Annotated in this window: 19 protein-coding genes; 15 read left to right on the top strand and 4 right to left on the bottom strand. The window is 62.2% G+C overall.

Going from position 1 to position 20,740, the window contains the following annotated elements; translation table 11 throughout:
* Positions 1-254: 254 nt before the first annotated feature.
* From aat to infA, 3 genes are all read left to right on the top strand, one after another.
* Entirely contained in the window at positions 255-935 is a 681-nt protein-coding gene (gene aat / locus ACF8GB_RS04560) for a leucyl/phenylalanyl-tRNA--protein transferase (RefSeq protein WP_078478344.1), read from the top strand.
* A 56-nt stretch (positions 936-991) separates the two neighbouring features.
* A complete protein-coding gene (locus ACF8GB_RS04555; protein WP_058603464.1) occupies positions 992-1,699 on the top strand; it encodes an arginyltransferase in 708 nt (235 codons plus the stop codon).
* 101 nt (positions 1,700-1,800) lie between these two features.
* Positions 1,801-2,019, top strand: a complete 219-nt coding sequence (gene infA / locus ACF8GB_RS04550; RefSeq protein WP_002553999.1) for a translation initiation factor IF-1 — start codon at positions 1,801-1,803, stop codon at positions 2,017-2,019.
* A gap of 85 nt (positions 2,020-2,104) precedes the next feature.
* Here infA and clpA read toward each other — a convergent pair whose 3' ends face one another.
* Together clpA and clpS are read right to left on the bottom strand one after the other, a co-directional pair.
* On the bottom strand, positions 2,105-4,375 hold the full coding sequence (clpA, locus tag ACF8GB_RS04545; protein WP_058603465.1) for an ATP-dependent Clp protease ATP-binding subunit ClpA: 2,271 nt from the start codon (positions 4,373-4,375) through the stop codon (positions 2,105-2,107).
* Between the two features lie 30 nt (positions 4,376-4,405).
* On the bottom strand, positions 4,406-4,768 hold the full coding sequence (gene clpS / locus ACF8GB_RS04540) for an ATP-dependent Clp protease adapter ClpS (protein ID WP_023534830.1): 363 nt from the start codon (positions 4,766-4,768) through the stop codon (positions 4,406-4,408).
* Between the two features lie 230 nt (positions 4,769-4,998).
* Between clpS and cspD the strand changes: the two genes are divergently transcribed.
* From cspD to ACF8GB_RS04485, 11 genes are all read left to right on the top strand, one after another.
* Positions 4,999-5,259 (top strand): cold shock domain-containing protein CspD, encoded by a 261-nt coding sequence (gene cspD / locus ACF8GB_RS04535; protein ID WP_145254748.1) that lies wholly within the window; start codon positions 4,999-5,001, stop codon positions 5,257-5,259.
* A 462-nt stretch (positions 5,260-5,721) separates the two neighbouring features.
* Positions 5,722-7,947: an NADP-dependent isocitrate dehydrogenase gene (locus tag ACF8GB_RS04530; protein WP_392526630.1), complete on the top strand. Its 2,226-nt coding sequence runs from the start codon at positions 5,722-5,724 to the stop codon at positions 7,945-7,947.
* Positions 7,948-8,042: 95 nt separating this feature from the next.
* Positions 8,043-8,483 (top strand): NUDIX hydrolase, encoded by a 441-nt coding sequence (locus ACF8GB_RS04525; protein WP_392526629.1) that lies wholly within the window; start codon positions 8,043-8,045, stop codon positions 8,481-8,483.
* A 58-nt stretch (positions 8,484-8,541) separates the two neighbouring features.
* A complete protein-coding gene (gene mnmA, locus ACF8GB_RS04520) occupies positions 8,542-9,666 on the top strand; it encodes a tRNA 2-thiouridine(34) synthase MnmA (protein WP_326383507.1) in 1,125 nt (374 codons plus the stop codon).
* Positions 9,663-10,289: a high frequency lysogenization protein HflD gene (gene hflD / locus ACF8GB_RS04515; protein ID WP_058637928.1), complete on the top strand. Its 627-nt coding sequence runs from the start codon at positions 9,663-9,665 to the stop codon at positions 10,287-10,289. The genes mnmA and hflD overlap by 4 nt, the downstream gene beginning before the upstream one ends.
* Positions 10,290-10,560: 271 nt before the next feature.
* Positions 10,561-11,931, top strand: coding sequence for an adenylosuccinate lyase (gene purB / locus ACF8GB_RS04510; RefSeq protein ID WP_058637929.1), 1,371 nt, complete (start codon positions 10,561-10,563; stop codon positions 11,929-11,931).
* 81 nt (positions 11,932-12,012) lie between these two features.
* A complete protein-coding gene (locus tag ACF8GB_RS04505) occupies positions 12,013-13,179 on the top strand; it encodes a JmjC domain-containing protein (RefSeq protein ID WP_392526627.1) in 1,167 nt (388 codons plus the stop codon).
* Positions 13,172-13,606 carry a GNAT family N-acetyltransferase gene (locus tag ACF8GB_RS04500; protein ID WP_196186696.1) on the top strand — a complete coding sequence of 145 codons (435 nt, stop codon included), beginning with the start codon at positions 13,172-13,174 and terminating at the stop codon, positions 13,604-13,606. Before ACF8GB_RS04505 ends, ACF8GB_RS04500 begins: the two co-directional genes overlap by 8 nt.
* 299 nt (positions 13,607-13,905) lie before the next feature.
* Complete coding sequence (locus tag ACF8GB_RS04495) at positions 13,906-15,876, top strand: DNA topoisomerase III (protein WP_196121548.1); 1,971 nt, start codon at positions 13,906-13,908, stop codon at positions 15,874-15,876.
* An 81-nt stretch (positions 15,877-15,957) separates the two neighbouring features.
* The gene (locus ACF8GB_RS04490; protein WP_392526626.1) at positions 15,958-17,331 is read left to right on the top strand and encodes a glutamine synthetase family protein; all 1,374 of its coding nucleotides are present in this window, start codon (positions 15,958-15,960) and stop codon (positions 17,329-17,331) included.
* Between the two features lie 133 nt (positions 17,332-17,464).
* Complete coding sequence (locus ACF8GB_RS04485) at positions 17,465-18,244, top strand: TSUP family transporter (RefSeq protein WP_058603474.1); 780 nt, start codon at positions 17,465-17,467, stop codon at positions 18,242-18,244.
* A gap of 66 nt (positions 18,245-18,310) precedes the next feature.
* On the opposite strand, the gene nudC is transcribed toward ACF8GB_RS04485, so the two are convergent.
* Together nudC and ACF8GB_RS04475 are read right to left on the bottom strand one after the other, a co-directional pair.
* The gene (nudC, locus tag ACF8GB_RS04480) at positions 18,311-19,144 is read right to left on the bottom strand and encodes an NAD(+) diphosphatase (RefSeq protein WP_058603475.1); all 834 of its coding nucleotides are present in this window, start codon (positions 19,142-19,144) and stop codon (positions 18,311-18,313) included.
* Positions 19,145-19,179: 35 nt separating this feature from the next.
* On the bottom strand, positions 19,180-19,992 hold the full coding sequence (locus ACF8GB_RS04475) for a crotonase/enoyl-CoA hydratase family protein (protein ID WP_392526625.1): 813 nt from the start codon (positions 19,990-19,992) through the stop codon (positions 19,180-19,182).
* 184 nt (positions 19,993-20,176) lie between these two features.
* Here ACF8GB_RS04475 and ACF8GB_RS04470 point away from each other — a divergent pair, with 184 nt between their 5' ends.
* Positions 20,177-20,737: a lipocalin family protein gene (locus tag ACF8GB_RS04470; protein WP_058603477.1), complete on the top strand. Its 561-nt coding sequence runs from the start codon at positions 20,177-20,179 to the stop codon at positions 20,735-20,737.
* Positions 20,738-20,740 lie beyond the last annotated feature (3 nt).

Here is a 20,740-nt window from a genome sequence, read left to right as displayed (position 1 = left end):
TGTGTTTTTGCACAGGTGTGACAGCAAATGTCGCCGATGGTGCCGGCCGTAGCTGCAATGTGTCCGAAATTGCCCAGATCACTGCGAGACACTGCCTACACCGGCCCTGCCCATGGCCCGCAGTTCAGCACGAGCCACCCGATCACTGGCGCAGCGATCAACCACGCAGCGCCCAATTGCGACCTCGAAGCGATTGACCCCATTTGCCCGTCGCGCCATGCTGGCCACCCCCCTCCCCTACCGCATGACCGACCATGTTGACCTGGCTGAAACGCGATTCCTTGACTTTCCCTGCGCTGGACCGCGCCTTGCAAGAGCCCAACGGCCTGCTCGCCGCAGGCGGCGACCTGACGCCCGAGCGGCTTGTCCAGGCTTACCGTCACGGCTGCTTTCCGTGGTACCAGGATGGCCAGCCGATCCTGTGGTGGTCGCCTGACCCGCGCACCGTGCTGGCGCCTGCTCGATTGCATGTGTCGCGTTCGTTGGCCAAATGGATGCGCCAAGGCCGCTACCAGGTCAGCTTCGACACCGACTTCGCCGCAGTCATCGCAGCCTGCGCGGCGCCGCGCGATTACACCAACGGCACCTGGATCACCGACCCCATGCGCATGGCCTACTGTGAACTGCACGCACGCGGTATTGCCCATTCGGTCGAAGTTCGCCAGGACGGTGAGCTGGTGGGCGGCCTTTATGGCCTGGCCATGGGGCAGCTGTTTTTCGGGGAATCCATGTTCAGCCGCGCGGACAATGCCTCGAAGGTTGGCTTCGTGACGCTGGTCCGGCACCTGGAAGCAGCCGGCTTCGTGCTGATCGACTGCCAGATGCAGACCGATCACCTGCAGAGCCTGGGCGCCCATGCCATCAGTCGGCGTGAATTCGCAGGCTACCTGGCACGCTACCTCGATCAGCCCAACACCGCCACCTGGGTTTGCTAGGCGCGTTTTCCACACCTGGCTTACACTTAGGCAAAGTCTCACCGAAGGGGTTGACCATGACAGAGCTGGCGCGGTTGAAGTTCTATGCCACTCAACCCCACACCTGCAGCTATCTGCCCGACGAGCAGGCCACCACGTTGTTCCTGGATCCCAGCCAGCCAATGGACGTTAACGTGTATGCCGACCTTTCGGAAATGGGGTTTCGCCGCAGTGGCGATCACCTTTATCGCCCTCATTGCCAGAACTGCAACGCATGCGTGCCTGCGCGCATACCGCCGGCACGGTTTGTGCCCAGCCGTCAGCAGCGTCGAATTCTCAAGCGCAACGCCGATGTAACGGTGACCGCTGCACGTCCCGCCTTCAAGGAAGAGTATTTCGATCTGTACCGGCGCTACATCGAGGCGCGTCACGCTGATGGGGACATGTATCCACCCAGCCGCGATCAGTTTTCCACGTTTCTGGTTCGCCAATTACCGTTTTGCTGGTTCTACGAATTTCGCGCCAGCGGCCGGCTGCTGGCAGTCGCCGTCTGCGACCTGCTGCCCAATGGCCTGTCTGCCGTGTACACCTTCTACGAGCCTGATGAAGAGCGCCGCAGTCTGGGCCGGTTTGCCATCCTCTGGCAGATTGGCGAGGCGTTGCGACTTGATCTGGACGGCGTTTATCTCGGCTACTGGATCAAGAACTGCAAGAAAATGAACTACAAGACGCAGTATCGGCCTATCGAGTTGTTGATAAACCAGCGTTGGGTTGCCCTCAACTGAAAGCATTGGCTTGACACACAGTTTTCGGGCATAATCCACGCCACTTTTTTGCCCGGTGCGGTTATGCGTCGGGCCAACACTGGATCCGAGGGCTCTACTGCATGTCGAAAGAAGACAGCTTCGAAATGGAAGGCACTGTCGTCGACACCCTGCCCAACACCATGTTCCGCGTGGAGTTGGAAAACGGGCACGTCGTAACCGCGCACATCTCCGGAAAGATGCGCAAGAACTACATCCGTATTCTCACTGGCGACAAGGTTCGCGTCGAGCTGACGCCGTATGACCTGAGCAAGGGCCGCATCACGTACCGTGCGCGCTAAGCTCCAGCCATGAAAAAGCCCGGCATGTGCCGGGCTTTTTTGTGCCTGTGTGGATAAGGAAGGGGCCGCATGCGGCCCCTGAGGCTTAGGCCACCTCGGCGGTGGTCTCGTAGTCGAAGACCAGTTCGCCATCGCGCAGGTCCACGTGCACCACACCGCCGTGCTCGGCCAATTCGCCGAACAAAATCTCCTCGGCCAGGGGCCGCTTGATCTTGTCCTGAATCAGTCGACCCATCGGCCGCGCACCCATCTGCACGTCGTAGCCCGACACCGCCAGCCAGCCACGCGCCGCGTCGCTGACCTCCAGAAGCACGCGCTTGTCCTCAAGTTGCGCCTGCAGCTCGATGAGGAACTTGTCGACGATACTCTTGATGGTCTCGGTGCTCAGGCGGCCGAACTGGATGATGGTATCCAGGCGGTTGCGGAACTCCGGTGTGAAGCTCTTGCGGATGACCTCCATGGCATCGGACGCATGGTCCTGGTGGGTAAAGCCGATGGACGCCCGCGCAGCGGTTTCAGCACCCGCGTTGGTAGTCATGATCAGGATCACGTTGCGGAAGTCCGCCTTGCGCCCGTTGTTGTCGGTCAGGGTGCCGTGGTCCATGACCTGCAGCAGCAGGTTGAAGACTTCCGGGTGGGCCTTCTCGATCTCATCGAGCAGCAACACGCAGTGCGGCTGCTTGGTGATGGCCTCGGTCAACAGACCGCCCTGGTCGAACCCGACGTAGCCAGGTGGCGCACCGATCAGGCGCGACACGGTGTGACGCTCCATGTATTCGGACATGTCGAATCGCACCAACTCGACCCCCAGTGCCTTGGCCAACTGACGCGCTGCCTCGGTCTTGCCCACGCCGGTAGGGCCGGCAAACAGGAACGAACCCACAGGCTTGTCAGGCGACTTGAGCCCTGCACGCGACAGCTTGATGGCGGTCGCAAGCGAATCGATGGCTGCGTCCTGACCGAACACCGTCAGCTTCAGATCCCGCTCCAGGTTACGCAGCAACTCCTTGTCGGAACTGGTGACATGCTTGGGTGGAATACGGGCGATCTTGGCGACGATGTCCTCGACTTGAGGGACGTCGATCCGCTTCACGCGATTGGCCTCAGGCTGCAGGCGCTGGTAGGCGCCGGCTTCGTCGATGACGTCGATGGCCTTGTCGGGCATGTGCCGGTCATTGATGTAGCGCGAGGCCAGCTCCGCCGCTGCGCGCAGCGCTTCGTCGCTGTACTCAATGTTGTGGTGGCTTTCGAAACGCCCTTTCAGGCCGCGCAGGATACCAACGGTGTCCTCCACGGAAGGCTCGCTCACATCGACCTTCTGGAAGCGCCGTGCCAGCGCCCGGTCCTTCTCGAAAATCCCGCGGAATTCCTGGAACGTGGTGGAACCGATGCAGCGGATTTCGCCCGACGACAACAACGGCTTGAGCAGGTTGGAGGCATCCATGACGCCGCCAGACGCTGCGCCGGCACCAATGATGGTATGGATTTCGTCGATGAACAGGATGGCCTGTGGCCGCTTGCGCAGCTCACCGAGCAGCGCCTTGAAGCGCTTCTCGAAGTCGCCGCGGTATTTGGTACCGGCCAGCAAAGCACCCAGGTCAAGGGAATAGACCACGCTCTGAGCCAGCAGATCAGGCACCTGGCCGTCGACAATACGCTTGGCCAGGCCCTCGGCAATGGCAGTTTTGCCCACGCCGGCCTCACCTACCAGCAGGGGATTGTTCTTGCGGCGCCGAGCCAGGATTTGCGCCACGCGCTCGACTTCCTGTTCGCGCCCAACCAACGGGTCGATACGCCCGGCGCGGGCCAACTCGTTGAGGTTGCTGGCGTAGGCGTCCAGTGGATTGCTCGAAGAGGTGGTTTCACCGCCCTCATCGTCCGGCATTTCCTGGTCGCTGTCCGAATGCGGCCCATGGCCGGGCACCTTGGAGATGCCATGGGCGATGTAGTTGACCACATCGATGCGGGCCACGCTCTGCTGCTTGAGCAGGAACACGGCCTGGCTTTCCTGTTCGCTGAAGATCGCCACCAGCACATTGGCACCGGTGACCTCGCGCTTGCCGGAGCTCTGCACATGGAACACCGCACGCTGCAGCACACGCTGGAAGCCCAGGGTCGGCTGCGTCTCGCGGTCTTCATCGCTGACGGGAATCAAAGGGGTCGTAGAATCGATGAACTCTTGCAGATCATGCTTGAGCTTGTCGAGATTGGCGCCACAGGCGCGCAGAACGGTCGCGGCAGCCTCATTGTCAAGGAGGGCCAGCAGCAGATGCTCGACCGTCATGAACTCATGACGCTTCGAACGGGCCTCCTTGAAGGCAAGATTGAGGGTGACTTCGAGCTCGCGGTTTAACATAGCTTCACCTCATACCCAAGTGGTCGGCGATTAACCGTCCTTCTCGATTTCACAGAGTAGCGGATGCTGGCTTTCCCTGGCGTATTGGTTGACCTGCATGGCCTTCGTTTCGGCGATGTCGCGGGTAAACAATCCGCATACTGCCCGCCCCTCGGTATGGACGGTCAGCATGATCTTGGTCGCCAGCTCGCGGTTCAGATTGAAAAACGTTTCGAGCACTTCGACGACGAAATCCATCGGCGTGTAGTCATCGTTGAACAAAACCACCTTGTACATAGGTGGCGCCTGCAGGATCGGCTTGGCTTCCTGAACCGCCAGACCAGCGCCATCGTCCTCGTTGGATTGAGGGCGATCCTGATTGAATGTTAGTCGAATCTGGCTGTGTGCATGCATGGAAAGAATTTCATCACATCGACAGGATAAGGTTATGGGTTGACCCTGCAGCAAGCGGTACGGCCTGGCCGCTGCATGACCTTGACTATCGGCAAAACGGTGTTACAACCAATAGGAACACACCGTGGTCAAGAAAGATCCGCGCAGTCAACCCGATTTTTTCCGAAGGTTCGTATGCGGATGACGTGGATGATACTCCAGTGATGGAGTCCTTGCAGAGGGACATAGGGATGGCAAGCGGTAAAGTCAAGTGGTTCAACAACGCCAAAGGGTATGGATTCGTGGTCGAGGACGGCAAGAGCGAAGACCTCTTTGCCCATTTTTCCGCGATCCAGATGGATGGCTACAAGACACTCAAGGCCGGGCAGTCCGTTCAGTTCGATGTCATCCAGGGCCCGAAGGGACTGCATGCTGTCAACATCCGTACCGAGGAAGCCGTGCAGGCGCTGTCACGTGACGCGACGCCGGTAGCCAGCACTGTGGGTGCGTGACGCCCGTATTTCCATTCTCGGAGGATCGTACGCACGATGATCACCAGCGTGCGGCGTATCTGTACGCATGAAGTTACAACTTCGTCATTGTGACTCCCCCTAGCGCTTGCACGGGTTGCGATGCTGCTCCGTGCGACAACCGGTCACATTGTCGCTACGTCTTTGGTCTTATAAATGGGCCGATATCACTCAGTCTTGATGATTAGGCTGATTGGTTTGATATACTGCCCCGCGACCGCAGGGTCACCGGGGCGATCCCTAGGAAAATGCGGACCGTCCCAGGCCATCTCAGGCCACTAAGCCCGGGTTGTTACCGCAGCTCGGCACTTGACGCTCGACTGATGCATCCACCATCACAGCTCGCAGCCTCTCGACTTTCCGCCCATGGCGCTGCCAGGGCGGTGCGCCTACCCGGTGCACCACGAGACTCGAGCACGCTCAGCACACAGAGAGTTAGCCCGCATGCCCACCCGTTCCAAGATCATCTATACCTTCACCGACGAAGCTCCCGCCCTCGCCACCTACTCGCTGCTGCCGATCATCGAAGCCTTCACCGCTTGCGCTGACATTGCCGTCGAAACCCGCGACATCTCCCTGGCAGGCCGTATTCTTGCAGCCTTCCCGGAGCAACTCGGCGCAGAGAAACAGGTAGGCGATCACCTGGCGGAACTGGGCCAGCTGGCCACCACCCCTGAAGCCAACATCATCAAGCTGCCTAACATCAGCGCCTCGGTCCCGCAGCTCAAGGCTGCGATCAAGGAGCTGCAAGGCAAGGGCTTCAACATCCCGGACTACGCCGACGAACCGGCTACCGCCGAGGAAAAGGAATCGCGCGCCCGCTACGACCGCATCAAGGGTTCGGCCGTGAACCCGGTCCTGCGCGAAGGCAACTCCGACCGCCGCGCACCGCTGTCGGTGAAGAACTACGCACGCAAGCACCCTCACAAGATGGGCGCCTGGGCGGCCGACTCCAAGTCGCACGTGGCTCACATGAGCCAGGGCGACTTCTACGGCAGCGAGAAGGCTGCACTGATCGAGGCTGACGACAGCCTGCGCATCGAGCTGGTCGGCGCCGACGGCACCACCACCGTTCTGAAAGAAAAAACTGCCGTCAAGGCAGCTGAGATCATCGACTGCGCCACCATGAGCCGCAAGGCCCTCAAGGCCTTCGTCGCCGAGCAGATCGCCGACGCCAAGGCATCGGGCGTGCTGCTGTCGGTGCACCTGAAAGCGACCATGATGAAGGTTTCCGACCCGATCATGTTCGGCGTCATCGTCGAAGAATTCTATAACGATGTACTGGCCAAGCACGCTGCCGCCCTGGCCGACGTAGGCTTCAATGCCAACAACGGCATCGGCGACCTGTACGCCCGCATCAAGGACTTGCCAGCCGAGAAGCAGGCCGAAATCGAAGCGGACATCCAGGCCCTGTACGCCGAGCGCCCTGCACTGGCGATGGTCAACTCCGATAAAGGCATCACCAACCTGCACGTGCCAAGCGACGTGATCGTCGACGCCTCGATGCCGGCCATGATCCGTGATTCGGGCAAGATGTGGAACAGCGCAGGCGAGCTGCAGGACGCCAAGGCGATCATCCCTGACCGCTGCTACGCTGGCATCTACCAGGCCACCATCGAAGACTGCAAGGCCAATGGCGCCTTCGACCCGACCACCATGGGCAGCGTGCCGAACGTTGGCCTGATGGCGCAGAAAGCCGAGGAATACGGCTCCCACGACAAGACCTTCCAGATCAAGACCGATGGCGTGGTGCGCGTTGTCGACACCAAGGGCAACCTGGTGCTGGAACAGCAGGTCGAAGCGGGCGACATCTTCCGCATGTGCCAGGTCAAGGATGCGCCGATCCAGGACTGGGTCAAGCTGGCCGTCAACCGCGCCCGCCTGAGCGATACCCCGGCCGTGTTCTGGCTGGACCCGGCTCGCGCCCACGACAGCGCCATGATCGAGAAGGTGCAGACCTACCTCAAGGACCACGACACGTCCGGCCTTGATATCCGCATCATGTCCCCGGTCGAGGCCATCAAGTTCTCCCTGGCTCGCATCCGCGAAGGCAAGGACACCATCTCGGTGACCGGCAACGTGCTGCGCGACTACCTCACCGACCTGTTCCCGATCATGGAACTGGGCACAAGCGCCAAGATGCTGTCGATCGTACCGCTGATGAATGGTGGCGGTCTGTTCGAAACCGGCGCTGGCGGCTCGGCACCCAAGCACGTGCAGCAGTTGGTGGAAGAGAACTTCCTGCGCTGGGACTCGCTGGGTGAATTCCTGGCCCTGGCCGCATCCCTGGAGCACCTGGGCAACACCTACGACAACCCAAGCGCCAAGGTGCTGGCCCAGACCCTGGATCAGGCGACCGGCAAGTTCCTGGACACCAACAAGTCGCCTTCGCGCAAGGTCGGCGGCATCGACAACCGCGGCAGCCATTTCTACCTGACCCTGTACTGGGCACAAGCACTGGCAGCCCAGGATGACGATGCGGCCCTGAAAGCTCGCTTCGCTCCGCTGGCCAAGGCCTTGAGCGACAACGAAGAAAAAATCGTTGCCGAACTCAACGCGGTCCAAGGCAAGCCAGTGGACATCGGTGGCTACTACGCCCCTGACGCCGACCTGACTGCCAAGGTCATGCGCCCAAGCCAGACCCTGAACAGCGCCATCGCTGCCCTGTAAGGCTCGCTTGACGTAACCCACGAACCCCGGCCACGCACCGGGGTTCGTGCTTTCTGGGCCGCAGAACGGCCAACTCGCTCACCCTGGAGCTTTGCATGACCTGGCACCCCCATATCACCGTCGCCACCGTTGTCGAAGACAACGGCAGGTTTCTGTTTGTCGAAGAGTTCAAGGCCGGGAAACATGTTTTCAACCAGCCTGCCGGTCACCTGGAACCCAATGAAACCCTGGCCCAGGCGGCGCTGCGTGAAACCCTGGAAGAAACGGCCTGGGAAGTCGAGCTGACCGGACTGGTTGGCATCTACCTGTATACGGCCCCGAACAACGGCGTGACCTACCAGCGCATCTGCTTTGCCGCCCGCCCGGTCCGTCATCGGGTCGACAGCCCCCTGGACAGCGATATCGAGCGCGCCTTGTGGCTGACGCGTGACGAGCTGCTCGCCGACCCCGCGCGCTGGCGCAGTGAACTGGTGCCACGCTGCCTTGACGACTACCTGCAAGGCCCGCTGCACAGCCTCGACCTGCTGCGCGACTGACGCGCCGCTGCGGGTTTGGTAGTATCGGCGTTTTTCCTCTTGATCTACATCGGTAACCATGACCAGCCCAGCACTCAAAGACCCCGCCAAGACCCGCGTCATCGTCGGCATGTCCGGCGGCGTGGACTCTTCCGTCTCCGCCCTTCTGCTCATGGAGCAGGGCTACCAGGTGGAAGGGCTGTTCATGAAGAACTGGGAAGAGGACGACGGCACCGAATACTGCACGGCCCGTGAAGACTTGGCAGATGCCCAGGCTGTTTGCGACCGCATCGGCATCACCCTGCACACCGCCAATTTCGCGGCCGAGTACTGGGACAACGTGTTCGAGCACTTCCTTGAGGAATACAAGGCCGGCCGCACCCCGAACCCCGACATCCTCTGCAACCGCGAGATCAAGTTCAAGGCCTTCCTGGACTACGCCGTGTCCCTGGGCGCCGACCTGATCGCCACCGGTCACTATGTGCGCCGCCGCGACACGGGCGAGCTGACCCAATTGCTCAAAGGCCTGGACCCGAACAAGGACCAGAGCTATTTCCTGCATGCCGTGGGCGGCAAGGAAATCGCCCGCACCTTGTTCCCGGTGGGTGAGTTGGAAAAACCCGAGGTGCGCGCCATTGCCGAGAAACACGGCCTGGCCACAGCCAAGAAGAAAGACTCCACCGGCATCTGCTTCATCGGTGAGCGGCGTTTCAGCGACTTCCTCAAGCAGTACCTGCCGGCCCAACCCGGCGACATCGAAACCACCGACGGTGACGTGATCGGTCGCCATCATGGCCTCATGTACCACACCATTGGCCAGCGCCAGGGCCTGGGTATCGGCGGTCTGAAGGATGCCGGGGACGAGCCTTGGTATGTACTGCACAAGGACCTGACCCGCAATGTGCTCGTGGTCGGCCAAGGCAATGAACACCCTTGGTTGTTCTCCCGCGCCCTGCTGGCTTCCGAAATCTTCTGGGTGAACCCGGTCGACCTCGACAGCCCACGCCAGCTCACTGCCAAGGTTCGCTACCGACAACACGACCAGCAGTGCACCCTTCACCGCACGGCCACTGGTTATCGGGCCGTGTTCGATGAGCCGCAGCGCGCCGTCACGCCTGGCCAGTCGGTGGTGTTCTATGACGGCGAGGTCTGCCTGGGCGGCGGTGTGATCGAAGCAGCCGAGCCCTGGAGCCCACGCTCGTGAACCGCGTGCAGGAACAGTTGATCGCGCTGGGTGGCGTGTTTCAGGCGGCCGTGCTGGTGGACCGCATCGCCCGTACCGGGCAGGCCAGCGAAGCCGATATCGGCTGCATGCTGGGCAGCCTGCTGGTGCGCGACCCCAAGGATACGCTGGAGGTATTCGGTGGCGACGACCTGAACTTGCGCGACGGTTACCGCGCACTGGTCGGGGCGCTGGAGCGCGACCCCAGCAGCCTGCAGCGCGAGCCTTTGCGTTATGCCTTGTCAATGCTGGGCCTGGAGCGGCAGTTGAACAAGCGCGGCGACCTGCTCGAGACCATCGGCAACCGTCTGCCGCAGATCCAGTCCCAGGCCGATCACTTCGGCCTGGTGCACGAGAATGTCATTGCGTCGAGCGGCGCGCTGTACCAGGACACCTTGAGCACCTTGCGTCAGCGCATCCAGGTGCACGGCGACATGCGCTTCCTGCAACAGCCCAACAACGCCTCCAAGATCCGTGCGTTGCTCCTGGCCGGTATCCGCGCTGCACGGCTATGGCGTCAGCTGGGCGGGCACCGCTGGCAATTGGTGTTCAGCCGGCGCAAATTGCTCAAAGAGCTTTACGACATGATGCGCACAGCGCCCTGAGACCCGCCCACCTACCCAGGCGCGCAGACCCGAACCTTTTTGGCTGACCACGTCCCTGGTAGGAGGGGCCTTGTGCCCCGATGGGCTGCACGGCAGCCCCGGCGCGCGCTCACAGAGATCAGTCATGGCGTTTTCCCCGCTACCGAATCGGTGCAGCGCCCGCTCAGCAAACCGAGCAGATTCAAGCAACCTTTGGTCAGCCCCCCGACTCCAGCGCATTTTTCATGTATGATATGCGCCCTCCAAAAGCCTGACTGTCCGAGAACACCCCATGCAGCTTTCTTCGCTCACTGCGGTTTCCCCTGTAGACGGCCGTTACGCCGGCAAAACCCAGGCCTTGCGCCCCATCTTCAGCGAATTCGGCCTGATCCGTTTCCGCGCCCTGGTCGAAGTGCGCTGGTTGCAGCGCCTGGCCGCCCACCCGCAGATCAGCGAAGTGCCGGCGTTCTCCGCCGAAGCCACCGCGCTGCTGGACAATCTAGCCACCGATTTCAAGCTCGAGCACGCCGAGCGAGTCAAGGAAATCGAGCGCACCACCAACCACGACGTCAAGGCGATCGAATACCTCCTCAAGGAGCAGGCCGCTCAGCTGCCTGAGCTGGCCAAGGTCAGCGAATTCATCCACTTCGCCTGCACCAGCGAGGACATCAACAACCTGTCCCACGCCCTGATGCTGCGCGCCGGCCGTGACGAGGTGCTGTTGCCGCTGATGCGCCAGATCGCCGACGCCATTCGCGCCCTGGCCCATGCCCACGCCGACGTGCCGATGCTCTCGCGCACCCATGGCCAGCCTGCCTCCCCGACTACCCTCGGCAAGGAGCTGGCCAACGTCGTGTACCGCCTGGAACGCCAGATCGCCCAGGTCGCTGCCGTGCCGCTGCTGGGCAAGATCAACGGCGCCGTGGGCAACTACAACGCCCATCTGTCGGCCTACTCGCAGATCGACTGGGAGCAGAACGCCCGCGCCTTCATCGAAGACGAGCTGGGCTTGCAGTTCAACCCCTACACCACCCAGATCGAGCCGCACGACTACATCGCCGAGCTGTTCGACGCCATCGCGCGCTTCAACACCATCCTCATCGATTTCGATCGGGACGTGTGGGGCTACATTTCGCTGGGCTACTTCAAGCAGAAGACCGTTGCCGGCGAAATCGGCTCTTCGACCATGCCGCACAAGGTCAACCCCATCGACTTCGAAAACTCCGAAGGTAACCTGGGCATCGCCAACGCCCTGTTCCAGCACCTGGCCAGCAAGCTGCCGGTTTCGCGCTGGCAGCGTGACCTGACCGACTCCACCGTGCTGCGCAACCTGGGCGTGGGCTTTGCCCATAGCGTCATCGCGTATGAAGCCAGCCTCAAAGGCATCGGCAAGCTCGAAGTGAACCATGCCCGCATCGCGGCCGACCTGGATGCCTGCTGGGAAGTGCTGGCCGAGCCGATCCAAACCGTCATGCGTCGCTTCAACATCGAGAACCCCTACGAGAAGCTCAAAGAGCTGACCCGCGGTAAAGGCATCACGCCAGACGCCCTGCTCAGCTTCATCGATGGGCTGGACATGCCCGCCGAAGCCAAGGCCGAACTCAAGCAACTCACCCCCGCTACCTACATCGGTAACGCGGCAGCGCAGGCAAAGCGCGTCTAACGCGCGCTCTGCGCCCAACGCCCGGCCTGGCCGGGCGTTTTTATTCCCGTCTGAAAATTACGTTTTTTCAATAGGTTGAAGATGAATCCTGATACTCCACTGCAGCTGCTGGGCGGCATTACGGCCCGTGAATTCATGCGCGACTACTGGCAGAAAAAGCCGCTGCTGGTGCGCCAGGCCTTCCCCGATTTCATCAGCCCGATCGATCCGGACGAGCTGGCTGGCCTGGCGCTGGAGGATGAAGTCGAGTCCCGTATCGTGCTCGAGCACGGCGCGCACCCGTGGGAGATGCGCCGCGGCCCGTTCAACGAGGACACGTTTGCCGAGCTGCCAGAACAGGACTGGACGCTGCTGGTACAAGCCGTAGACCAGTTCGTGCCGGAAGTTGCAGAGCTGCTGGAGAACTTCCGCTTCCTGCCCAGCTGGCGCATCGACGACGTCATGATCAGCTTCGCAGCCCCCGGCGGCAGCGTTGGTCCGCACTTCGACAACTACGACGTGTTCCTGCTGCAAGGCCATGGGCAGCGCAACTGGAAGATCGGGCAGATGTGCGACAGTGACAGCGCCCTGCTCGAACACAGCGACCTGCGCATCCTGGCCGATTTCGAGCAAAGCGGCGAGTGGACCCTGGAGCCTGGCGACATGCTGTACCTGCCGCCGCGCCTGGCTCACTACGGGGTTGCCGTGGACGAATGCCTGACCTACTCGGTCGGTTTCCGCGCACCGAGCGCCGCCGAGGTGCTCACCCACTTCACCGACTTCCTCGGCCAGTTCCTGCCGGACGAAGATCGCTACAGCGACGCCGATGCACAGCCGGTCAGCGACCCTCACCAGATCCAGCATGATGCCCTGGACCGCCTCAAGGCCCTGCTGGACAAGCACATGGGGGACAAGGATTTGCTGTTGACCTGGTTTGGCCAGTTCATGACCGAGCCGCGTTATCCGGAGCAGATCGTTGGCGAAGAATTGTCCGAGCAGGAACTGCTCAACGCCTTGCAGCAGGGCGCCATCCTGATTCGCAACCCGAGCGCCCGTATGGCCTGGTCCGAGTTCGAGAGCGATTTGTTGCTGTTCGCCAGCGGACGTAGCTGCCCGCTGCCTGGAAAGCTGCGCGACCTGCTCAAGCTGGTATGTGCTGCCGACGCCTTGCATATCGAGAATCTCGGCCAGTGGTTGCAGGATGAAGATGCAGTGATGCTGATCCAGCAGTTGGTCAAGCAAGGCAGCCTGGGTTTCGCCGATGAATAAGGTTCGGGTGCGCTTGGCCGATTGGGTCAAGGACAACGCCGACATTCGCCGCATCCGTGAGGCGGTGTTCGTCGCCGAGCAGCACATCCCGGTCGAACTGGAGTTCGACTCCGAAGACCAGGATGCCTTGCATTTCCTGGCTCTGGAGGGCGACTACCCGATCGGCACCGCGCGCTTGCTCGCCGATGGCACCATCGGCCGAATCTCGGTGCTCAAGGATTGGCGTGGCTTGAAAGTGGGCGACGCGCTGGTCAATGCCGTCATCACCGAAGCGCAAGGCCGTGACCTCAAGCCGCAACGGCTAAGCGCGCAGGTGCACGCCACACCGTTCTATGAGCGGCTGGGCTTCAAAGTGGTCAGCGAGGAGTTTCTCGAAGCCGGCATCCCTCACGTAGACATGGTGCGCGAGTCGCACTTGCCTTCGTGAAACGTGCCAGGCCTGCGTGCCTCTGAACCACGGCGTGCTGGGGTGATTGCCGCTCTTGTCCATACGGGAGCGGCTCGAGCTCACGTGCCCAGGTGTCCCGGTCAGAAGCTGCTTGCCGGCCGCAGGCTGACCGGTAGCCGTATTCAATCACGCTGATATCGCGCCAATCCTGTGCCGGCTCTAATCGGCCGGCACATCCGGATACGCCTTGCACTGTACATCCATCCACATAAAACTTGCCTACTTCGTTGCGCACCCGCATCCTAGCGCTCATATCCATCGATGAAGCGTCAGTGGCCATGCGGCTGTTTCTGTGTGAAAAACCCTCCCAGGCAAAAGACATCGCCAAAGTGCTCGGCGCCAATCGCAAAGGCGATGGCTGTTGGCAAGGCACCGACGTGTGCGTCACCTGGTGCATTGGCCATCTGCTGGAAACGGCCCCACCCGACAGCTATGACGAGCGCTACAAGCGCTGGACCCTGGCCGACCTGCCGATCATACCGCAACAGTGGAAGATGCTGGTCAAGCCCAAGACCGCCAGCCAGTACAAGGCGGTCAAGCGTTTGTTGGGCGAAGCCCGCGAGTTGGTCATTGCAACCGATGCCGACCGCGAAGGCGAAATGATTGCCCGCGAGTTGGTCGAACACTGTCGCTACCGTGGCCCGGTACAACGCCTCTGGTTGTCCGCGCTCGATGATGCGTCGATTCGCAAGGCGCTGGCCCGCCTGCTGCCGGGGCAGGAAACCTTCAACCTTTACCACTCGGCGCTGGGCCGTTCACGTGCCGACTGGCTGATCGGGATGAACATGAGCCGGCTGTTCACGCTGCTGGGGCGTCAGTCCGGCTACCAGGGCGTACTCCCGGTGGGTCGCGTGCAAACGCCGACCCTGCGCCTGGTCGTGGACCGAGACCGCAGCATCGCACAGTTCGTACCCGTGCCCTTCTGGGCCATCGATGTCCGTCTAAGCCACGCCAACCAGGCGTTCATGGCCCAGTGGCGAGCGCCGAAGGATGCCTGCGACGACCAGGGTCGCTGCCTGAACCAGGCATTGGCGCAGCAAGCAGCTGCCGCCATCGAGCAGGCCGGCGTCGCCCAGGCCGTTAAAATTACAACGGAACGTGTACGCGAAGCCGCACCCCTGCCCTTTGACCTCGGTACCCTGCAAGAGCTGTGCTCGAAAAAGTTCGGCCTGGGCGCTCAGGAAACCCTGGATATCGCCCAGGCGCTCTACGAGACCCACAAGCTGATCACCTACCCGCGCAGCGACTGCGGTTACCTGCCGCTGAGCCAGCATGGGGAAGCGCCGGTCATTCTGGCGGCGCTGCAGCGGGCCGATGCCAGCCTGGCCCCCTTGCAACCTCATCTTGAGCCCCAGCGCCGTTCACGTGCCTGGAACGATACCAAGGTCAGTGCCCACCACGGCATCATACCGACGGTCGCCGCCAGCGACCCAGGGCGCCTGCCAGCCAAGCACAAGTCGGTGTACACCCTGATCCGCGCGCGTTACCTGGCACAGTTTCTACCCCACCATGAATACGACCGCACCCAGGCAGACTTCGACTGCGCAGGCCACGCCTTGCGCGCCGTGGGTAAGCAGATCGTCGAGCCAGGCTGGCGTCGCGCCCTGCCAGAAGCCTTGACGCCAGCCAAGGGCCGCGAAGCCGCCCCGCCCCAGGTACTCCCAGCGTTGCGCGAAGGCCAAGCCTGCGCGGTCCAGGATGTCCAGCTCAAAGACCTGTGGACCCAACCACCCAAGCCCTTCACCGAAGGCGACCTGATCAAGGCCATGAAGAACGTGGCCAAGCTGGTGGACGACCCTCGGCTTAAGCAAAAGCTCAAGGAAACCACTGGGATCGGTACCGAGGCCACCCGTGCCAGCATCATCCAGGGCCTGCTGGACCGAGGTTACCTGGTCAAAAGTGGCAAGGCGCTGGCAGCAACGCCTGCCGCTTTCAGCCTGATCGACGCCGTACCCCGCGCCATCGCCGACCCCGGCACCACTGCCATCTGGGAGCAGGCACTGGACATGGTGCAAAGCGGCGACATGAGCCTGGAAGAATTCGTGGCCCGGCAATCGGCCTGGATGGGCAAGCTGGTAGAACGTTGCCGCGGTCTGCGCATGACCATTACTGGGCCGGCGGCGGGCGCTGCCCCGCCCTGGAAGAAAAAGCGCAGAAGCAGCGGTAAGGCCCGATCAACGTCAGGTAAGGCAGCAGGCCCCAAAAGTGGCGCAAGTAAAGCCAGGCAACCGAGGAAGAAGCCCACATGAACCTGTGGGTGCAGGCCATAGCGGGCGGATTGGGCGGCATCTGCTAGATTTCCCTGGACCTGTTCCACTGTGGAGTCGCCCATGAGCCTGGACTCGGAACGCACGCCTGCGCAAACGAGCTTCCCGAATGTACTCGCTGAAGTTCGCACCTTTCGTGCCCGGTATCCCGACGTGCACCATGTCGACCTGATCAGCCTCGACATCCCAGGCCATTTCTATGGCAAGCGCTACCCGATCGACATGCTTGAGAAGGTCGCCGCCGGTAGCCCGCTCAAACTGCCCCAGAACGCGGTGCTGCTCGGCACCCAGGGTGGCCTGTTCCAGATCGGCGACTACTGCTTCAACGACGGCGACCCTGACGCCCTGCGCCGGCTGGTGCCCGGCACATTGAAGCCCGTCACATGGGAAGCGCAGCCCTTGGGGCAGATGCTGATCAGCAGCGACGCAACGCCAGCGCCCATCGCGTTCGAGCCTCGTGAGGTGCTGGCGCGTGTTCTGCAACGCCTGGCAGGCCGCGGGATTCATCCGGTCGTGGCGTTCGAGCTGGAGTTCTATCTGTTCGACCGCGCGCTCAAAGCGGGCCTGCCGCAGTTTCCTCGCGACCCGCTGAGCGCCGATGAGGACGACCAGCCCAACTTGCACATTGAGCGCTTGAGCCGCTTCGCAGACGTACTGCATGACATGGTTGCCACAGCCAACGTGCAGGGCGTGGATGCCAACGTCATCACCGCCGAGCTGGGGCCAGGCCAGTTCGAGATCAATTTCGGACACTGCAATGACGGGCTGCAAGCGGCGGACTGGGCGGCGTTGTTCAGCCGTAGTACGCGCGGTGTAGCACGCAAGCACGGCCACCGCGCCTCGTTCATGAGCAAACCCTACCTGCATGCGCCCGGCAGTGGCATGCATGTGCATGTCAGCCTGTATGACGAGGGAGGCACCAACCTGCTGGCCGCCGATGGTCAGCGTCCGCTGCGCCATGCAGTAGCCGGATGCCTGTCTCTGCTGCCCTATTGCATGCCAATCTTCGCCGCCAACCACAATGCATTTCGCCGTTACGGCGCCATGGTCAACGCCGCCAGCCGGGCCAGCTGGGGGTACGAAGACCGCGATGCCTGTATTCGCATCCCCGAATCCGATGCCCGCAACTTGCGCATCGAACATCGTCTGGCCGGCGCCGATGCCAACCCCTACCTGGTGCTGGCCGCCATCCTGTGCGGCCTGGAGCAGGGCCTTGACGCCGCGCAGGAACCCATCGCACCGTTGAACGACGACCGCACCAGCGGCATCGACTTTCCCAAGGACATGCTCAGCGCAGTGACGGCCATGCAGCACGCGCCTGCGGTGATCGAAGGCTTGGGGGCCGAATTCGTTAAGGTGTACTGCGAAAACAAGCGCCAGGACCACCTGGCGTTCATGCATGAGATCAGTGCTCGCGAGTACCGCTGGTTCCTGTGATCACGACCGTATCGTGCTGGCGCGGGTACCTCGATCAACACCCGCGTTGGCACTTGCACGGTAGGGGTATTAACATGTCCCGCTTATCGAGCGGCGTTTTGTCGCATACCGTCACATTGCCTGCCAGATTCCCATGCCATTCGAACTTACCGTAGAACCCTTGACCCTGCTCATCCTGGCAGTGGTCGCTTTCGTCGCCGGTTTCATCGATGCCATCGCGGGCGGCGGCGGCCTGCTGACCACGCCCGCCCTGCTGACAGCCGGCATGCCGCCTCACCTGGTACTGGGCACCAACAAGCTCAGCTCCACGTTCGGCTCGGCCACGGCCGGCCTGACGTACTACAGGCGCAAGCTCTTTCACCCGGTGCAGTGGCGTCGTGCCCTGTTCGGCACCTTGGCCGGGGCCCTGCTAGGGGCGGTCGTTGCGCACTACATGCCCGCCGAATGGTTGAACAAGATGCTGCCGGTGATCGTGTTCGCCTGCGGCCTGTACCTGTTGTTCGGCGGTACGCCAAAGGCGCCACTGGACGCCGATGCACCGATTCGCAAGAAGTGGCAGCTGCCGCAAGGCCTGACCCTGGGCTTCTATGACGGCGTGGCTGGGCCGGGTACAGGTGCGTTCTGGACGGTCAGTACCCTGCTGCTCTATCCCATCGACCTGGTTCGCGCCAGTGGCGTGGCCCGCAGCATGAACTTCGTCAGCAACATCGCAGCCCTGACGGTGTTCGTGATTTCCGGGCAGGTGGATTACATCGTCGGCCTGTGCATGGGCCTGTCGGTCATGGTCGGCGCCTTCTTCGGCGCGAGAACGGCAATCAGCGGTGGCAGCAAGTTCATCCGCCCTGTGTTCATCACCGTGGTGCTGGCCCTGACCGTGCGCCTGGCCTGGCAGCACTGGTTTGGCCAGGCATGATACGCCAGCCAGGGACTGCACGCATAACGGCTTAGGAGCCGCGCCCTCTGGAGCGGGCCTGATCGGTCACTGTCCGGGGAAAGCTGGTTCGGCATGGCCCAGTCGGCGGGCTACGTACAGGTCGATCAGGTAACGGGCAATCGACCGCCCCGCCGGCAGCGGCGGCAGGTCGTGCACATTGAACCAGCGGGCGTCCTCGATTTCATCCGGCTGCATGACGATGTCGCCAGCGGCGTATTCGGCATGAAAGCCCAGCATCATCGAGTGCGGGAAGGGCCAGCACTGGCTACCCACGTACTGGATGTTCTTGACCTCCAGCGCCACCTCTTCGCGCACCTCGCGCACCAGGCAGTCTTCGGCCGACTCGCCGGGTTCGGCGAAGCCTGCCAGGGTACTGTACACACCTGCCACGAAACGCGGCGAGCGTGCCAACAGGACCTCGTCGCCCCGTGTAATCAACACGATCATGCTGGGCGAGATGCGTGGGTAGCTGCGCAGGTCGCACGCGCTGCAGTGCATGGCGCGCTCCCAGCGAATTTGCGACATGGGCTGGCCGCAACTGCCGCAGAATCGATGTTCGCGCGCCCAAGTGCCGATCTGCGCGGCATAACCCAGGACCGTGTAGGTCTCGGCATCCCCTTCAAGCATGAACGTACGCAGGCCGCGCCAGCTGCAACCGGCTATTTGGGCGGCCTTGGCGAGCTCAAGTAGAAACACCGGCTGGCCGTCGAAGTGGCCGATGCCGTGCTCGCACAGCACATCCAGCCCCTGGCGCTTGAGCCAGTCGCGCTGGAACAACGCGCCCTCTTCCCCAACCAGAAAACCCTCCGGGCTGTGGGCCACGGCCAGTCCGGCGGGCGTTTGCGGGTCGAGTACTGCGGTCGTCCAGCGTGCTGACATAAGGGCATTCCTGTGAGGTGCGCCCGTCGACTCTGTCAGTCGGCGAACGACGGTTTGTGTTTGTTCATGTGTGCGGCCATGGCCAGGCGCATGTCTTCGGACTGCAACATCGCCGCATTCCAGGTGGCGATGTACTCAAGGCCGTCGTCGATGCGGTGATCACGCATGTAGCTGAGCATGTGCTTGGTACCCGCCACGGCGATCGGTGATTTGGCTGCGATGTCCCGGGCAATGGCGAACACACCTTCGAGCAAGGCGGCCTGGTCATCGTAGACCCGGTTTACCAGGCCGATGCGCAGCGCCTCTTCGGCTTCGACGGTGCGTCCCGTGTAGGCCAGTTCCCGCATGATGCCGTCGTTGATGATGCGTGGCAAACGCTGCAGTGTGCCGACGTCCGCGGCCATGCCCATGTCGATCTCCTTGATGGAGAACTGCGCGTCACGGCTGCAATAGCGCATGTCGCAGGCTGACAGCAGGTCGATGGCCCCGCCGATGCAGTAGCCCTGCACCGCCGCCAGCACGGGCTTACGGCAGCGGTCGACGGCGTTGAACGAGGCTTGCAGGCTCAGGATGGTCTTGCGCAACGTCCGGGCGTTGCGCGAAGGGTCCTTGCCCATCTGCCCCGCGATCGAGGCCAGCATGGCCAGGTCGATACCGGCCGAGAAATGTTTTCCAGCGCCGCTGATGACCACGGCCCGTACCGCGTCGGTGTCATCCACCCACTGGAAGATCTCGATGATTTCCTCCCAGAACGCGGCATTCATGGCGTTGAGTTTTTCCGGGCGGTTGATCTGAACGTGGGCAATGCTCTCGTTCAGCTCGACCTTGAACGCGCTGTACTGGGTCACGGGCGACACTCCTGTGGGCTCTGGCAATGACAGCGATGGTAGCGCAGCCCGGTTGCCGTGCGTCTGCCAAAAGCGGGACTGCCGGAACGGGCGGACGGTCGAGGCCTGGCAACGAACGCGCGTACAACTTTTGCTCAAGGCAGGCATCGAATCTGTGTAAGCACTCACTCTCAGGAGAAACACAATGGCGATACGCAAGGCATTGATGCTTTCCTGCATGGCCCTTGCCCTGGTTGGCTGCGCCGGCAATGATCACCCTGCCCCACCGCGCACGCAGCAGGTGGACCTGCAACGCTACCAGGGCACCTGGTACGAGCTGGCAAGGTTGCCGATGTTCTTCCAGCGCAACTGTGTGCAATCAGAAGCCCACTACGCCCTGCGCACCGATGGCCGAATCGATGTGACCAACCGCTGCAGGGAGAAAGACGGCCAGTGGAACGAGGCCAAGGGTATCGCCGAAGCTCAGCAGCCGGGCAGCACCGACAAGCTCTGGGTACGCTTCGACAACTGGTTCAGCCGTCTGGCGCCTGACCTGACCAAGGGTGAGTACTGGGTGCTCTATCACGACAAGGACTACCGCGTAGCGCTGGTCGGCCATCCTAACCGCGAGTACCTGTGGCTGCTGTCCCGCACCCCGGCCATTCCGGACAAGACCCGTGACCAACTGCTGGACATTGCCCGCGAGCAAGGCTATGACACCAGCAAACTGGTCTGGCGCCAGGCTGACAGCACAGGCGTCGAATAAGAC

It is taken from the genome of Pseudomonas sp. xss_4, from assembly GCF_043104125.1.
In the GTDB taxonomy this organism is placed as follows: Bacteria; Pseudomonadota; Gammaproteobacteria; order Pseudomonadales; family Pseudomonadaceae; genus Aquipseudomonas; species Aquipseudomonas parafulva_B.
This window is presented reverse-complemented; position numbering and strand designations above follow the sequence as displayed.